Annotated in this window: 5 protein-coding genes; 1 reads left to right on the top strand and 4 read right to left on the bottom strand. The window is 68.6% G+C overall.

The window, feature by feature from the left end:
* Positions 1 to 182: 182 nt before the first annotated feature.
* The 4 genes from VFU06_10955 to VFU06_10940 all read right to left on the bottom strand — a co-directional run bounded on the left by VFU06_10955 (position 183) and on the right by VFU06_10940 (position 2833).
* On the bottom strand, positions 183 to 572 hold the full coding sequence (locus tag VFU06_10955) for a DUF488 family protein (protein HEU5209903.1): 390 nt from the start codon (positions 570 to 572) through the stop codon (positions 183 to 185).
* Positions 573 to 600: 28 nt separating this feature from the next.
* Positions 601 to 1086 (bottom strand): hypothetical protein, encoded by a 486-nt coding sequence (locus VFU06_10950; protein ID HEU5209902.1) that lies wholly within the window; start codon positions 1084 to 1086, stop codon positions 601 to 603.
* Positions 1086 to 1463: a hypothetical protein gene (locus tag VFU06_10945; GenBank protein HEU5209901.1), complete on the bottom strand. Its 378-nt coding sequence runs from the start codon at positions 1461 to 1463 to the stop codon at positions 1086 to 1088. Before VFU06_10945 ends, VFU06_10950 begins: the two co-directional genes overlap by 1 nt.
* Positions 1464 to 1576: 113 nt before the next feature.
* Positions 1577 to 2833, bottom strand: coding sequence for an alpha/beta fold hydrolase (locus VFU06_10940; GenBank protein ID HEU5209900.1), 1257 nt, complete (start codon positions 2831 to 2833; stop codon positions 1577 to 1579).
* A gap of 226 nt (positions 2834 to 3059) precedes the next feature.
* Between VFU06_10940 and VFU06_10935 the strand changes: the two genes are divergently transcribed.
* Positions 3060 to 3489: selenium-binding protein SBP56-related protein (locus tag VFU06_10935; protein HEU5209899.1), on the top strand; the 430-nt coding region annotated here is incomplete at its 3' end.

Here is a 3489-nt window from a genome sequence, read left to right as displayed (position 1 = left end):
ACGTCCGCCCGTTCCCGGCTGGCGCTCCGCATTACCGACCGGAGTCAGCAATAAACGCTCCGCGTGGATCATGCGGCCGGACTCGTCGTACACGCGCACGCTGACCCCCCCCAGCCTGACGCAGCCGGGCAGCACCTGCCCGCACGCGAGACGTTCCAGGCCGCCAAACTACAACAGGCCCGCTAGGCCTGTATCAACGCGCCGTGCTCCTGCAGCAGCTCCCGCAGGATCGAACGATGGCAGTGGTCCTCGTCCTCGCAGTAACAGCCCACTGAAAAGTTCGTCTCGTGCGACATCGCCGCGAGCAGTGCCAGCGCGTGTCGCGCCTCCGGCGTGCCCATCTCCTTGCGATACGCCCGGACGAAGGCCCGCCATTCGGCGGGCGTTTCCGCCCGCTGCGCGGCCTTCATCGTTTCCAGGGACGGCGCCAGGTTCGGGAACCAGACGTCGTAGAAATCCCTCCCGGCGATCTCGGCCTTGGGCACGCCTCGCGGCGGTCGACGAACGGTGCCGATGCGCAGACCTTCGTCTTCCGCCCGCGGCGTGCCCAGCCGGACGATTCGAATGCTCATCACCTCTCCGTGAATCGAAGCACTGCGCTCAGTCGCTCGCCGGCGGTCCCCGCATCGCGCGATCGAGCTGCCGCATCGCGCCAAGATGATACGCGAGATGCGCGATGCTGCCGATCATGCCGGCCAGCTCGACCTCGTTCACCTGGCGCGGCTCGGCCAGGGCGCGCAGCCACTGCTCCACCTCCCTGCGCAGCGCCCGGCGACGCTCCTCCCATTCCGCTTCGTCGACCGCCTGCCGCTCCCATGACGCCGACCAGTCCGCGTCGCTGAACGGGTTCTCCCCGGCTGCCCACCGGTTCATCAACGTCAGGCCATAGCGCAGATGATCCACGTGCGCAGCGATCGACGCCCCGCCGTTCGGCCGCGCCGAGGCAGCTTCGGCGGACAGGGTGTCCAGCGAGCGCAGCAGCCCGGCGTCCTTCTGGTTCAGCATGAAGGCTCCGCCGTCCGGGGCGCCGTGGACCAGCTCACGAAACAGCAGCGCCAGGGTCGTCGCAAGATCATCCGTTCGCATCAGCGCGCCGCCTCCGTCGGTTCATCCGGGAATCGTGTAGCGGGCCCCAGATGGCCGCCGAGCTCAGCCCGGATGAAGGGCTGCACGCCCGGAGGGCCGCCGACAACCAGCTCGGTCGGTGCGGCCGGCGCCACGGTCAGCGTGAACGTGAAGAACGGGCAGCAGCGACGCTCGAGTGCAATGAAACGCCCCGCGAGCGCGAGCACCGCATCATCACCGTTCAAGACAAAGCCGTATCGATCCTTGCCCGATCGGATCTGCGTCACCGCACCGAACAGCGCGCGCGTTACGTCGGCGTGCTCTGCACGCTGCGCCGCGGTGAGCGCACTCATGTCGCATGCGAATGGTACCGCGAGGTCCATCTGTCTGCCTCCCATCGTTCCCCTCCCGACCAGCGCCTCACGCCGGACCCCCTGCACGAGTTGCGACGCCGTCTGCACCTGTAACGTTTCCGACGGTCCTCACCCATCGCACGCCCCGCACCTTCGCTTCACATCTCGCTCACCCGGACCCCCAGGAAGCTACGCACCTCGTCCAGGAACCGCGCCCACGCCGGCTCGTTCTCGAGGAGCACGTGATTGCGGCTGTCGAGCGGCACGAAGCGCGCATCGGGAATCCGCGCCGCCAGCCGTCGACCGGCCTCGAACGGGACCATCGCGTCGCCGCGCGGGTGCAGCACCAGCGCCGGAACGCGGAGCGATGATGCCAGCTCACGGACGTCGATTGCGTGCGCGGTCTCCTCGATTCGCAGGGCATTCTCCATCGGCACCGTGCGCGTCAGCTCTTCGAACCAGCGCATCTGCTCGGGCGTGCCTTCCGGAACGAACAGGGCGCCGAACACCTGGCGGAATGCCGCGTTGTCGCGGCCCCATCCGGCGCGGATCAGGTCGCGCAGCAGCGTCGCTTCGATCTCCTTCTGTGCGGTCGTCGGGCGGTGGTTGCGGCCACAGGCATAGCCGCCGTGCAGCACCAGCGAGGCGACGCGCTCGGGGTGACGCACGGTGTACGCGATCGCAACCGCGCAACCCTGTGAGATCCCGAGCAGGGAAAACCGCTCCAGCCCCTGGGCGTCGACCACCGCTTCGAGATCGCCTACCCAGCTCTCGAACGAGAAGTCGGCGACGTCGTGATCGGACAGACCGCAGCCGCGCTCGTCGTAGCGTATCAGCGTGTGTGTGCGACTCAGTTCCCGCAGCCAGTGTCCCCACACGGGGCTTTCCCAGTCGTGCTCCAGGTGGGTCAGCCAGTTCGCGGGCTTCACCAGCGGCGGCCCCTCGCCGCTCAGCGCGTACGCGATGCGGACGCCGTCCGGCGCGCGGCAGAAGCGGATGCGCTGCTGCGGGCGCTGCACGGCCGCGTGGTGCGCGGCAAGGACGTCGCGCAGCACCGCGCTGGCGGCATCGGACACTGGCTGGGGTGTGCCGGCGGCATCGATGCGCCCCGGCCACACGTCGCAGACGAAGCGGAACCCACGACCGCGCACGGTGCGGATCATCTGCTGCGAGCCGCCGTCGTCGCCGAGTGCCTGGCGCAGCAGCTTGATGCGTGTGTCCAGCGTACCGGGCGTGATGAAGCGATGCCCCCATACCTGGTCCAGCAGCTCGTCGCGCCCGACCACGCGCTCGCGGTTCTCGATCAGGTGGCAGAGCACCGCGTAGACCTGCGGCTCGAGGTGCCGCGGCTGGCCCGCGCGCGACAGCTCGCAGCGGCGCGTGTCGAGCTTGAAATCGCCGAACTCGTAGATCACCGTGTCCTCCGTGCTGCACCTTCGGTGACTCCTGACCACCACATCACTCCCGTCGTCTCATTCCACCTCCGCGCGCCACGGCCTCGCCGCGGGATCTCCATCCGTTCTCCATGAAAGCTCCAGCCTTCCTTCAGGCACGCGCATCACCGGGCATGCATCGTTTCAACGAACCAGAACCGGCAGGCGACGAGTGGCGCCGCCGGATCGACATCACCGGGAGACTCCCATGGCACGCCTGCTCCCCGATCCCACGTTCTACCCCACGCCCTCCATGGCGAGCGAAGCGCCGCCCGAGCGGCTCGCCTACGTCGCACTGCTCGCGAGTGGCGAGAACGGCCATACCGACGCGCTCGGTGTCGTCGACACCGACCCGGACTCGCCCACCTATGGGACGCTGGTCGGCCGCGTCGACTTCCCGCACGGAGGCAACGAGCTGCACCACTTCGGCTGGAATGCGTGCAGCTCGCACCTGTGCGGCTACGCGCCCAACCCGCACATGGAGCGGCGTTACCTCGTCGTGCCTGGCACGCACAGCTCCCGCATCCATGTCGTCGACACCCGCCCCGACCCGCGCAGTCCCCGGCTGGTCAAGGTGATCGAGGGCGAGGAGGTGATGAAACGGACGGGGTACGCGGCACCGCACACCGTCCATTGCG

This window comes from Longimicrobiales bacterium (assembly GCA_035764935.1).
Taxonomy (GTDB): Bacteria; Gemmatimonadota; Gemmatimonadetes; order Longimicrobiales; family RSA9; genus DASTYK01.
The sequence above is the reverse complement of the archived record's forward strand: the minus strand, read 5'-3'. Positions and strand labels throughout refer to the sequence as shown.

Excerpts from the sequence above, each read along its gene's own strand:
- VFU06_10955 (HEU5209903.1), bottom strand. The coding sequence starts at position 572 with ATGAGCATTCGAATCGTCCGGCTGGGCACGCCGCGGGCGGAAGACGAA.
- VFU06_10950 (HEU5209902.1), bottom strand. The coding sequence starts at position 1,086 with ATGCGAACGGATGATCTTGCGACGACCCTGGCGCTGCTGTTTCGTGAG.
- VFU06_10945 (HEU5209901.1), bottom strand. The coding sequence starts at position 1,463 with ATGGGAGGCAGACAGATGGACCTCGCGGTACCATTCGCATGCGACATG.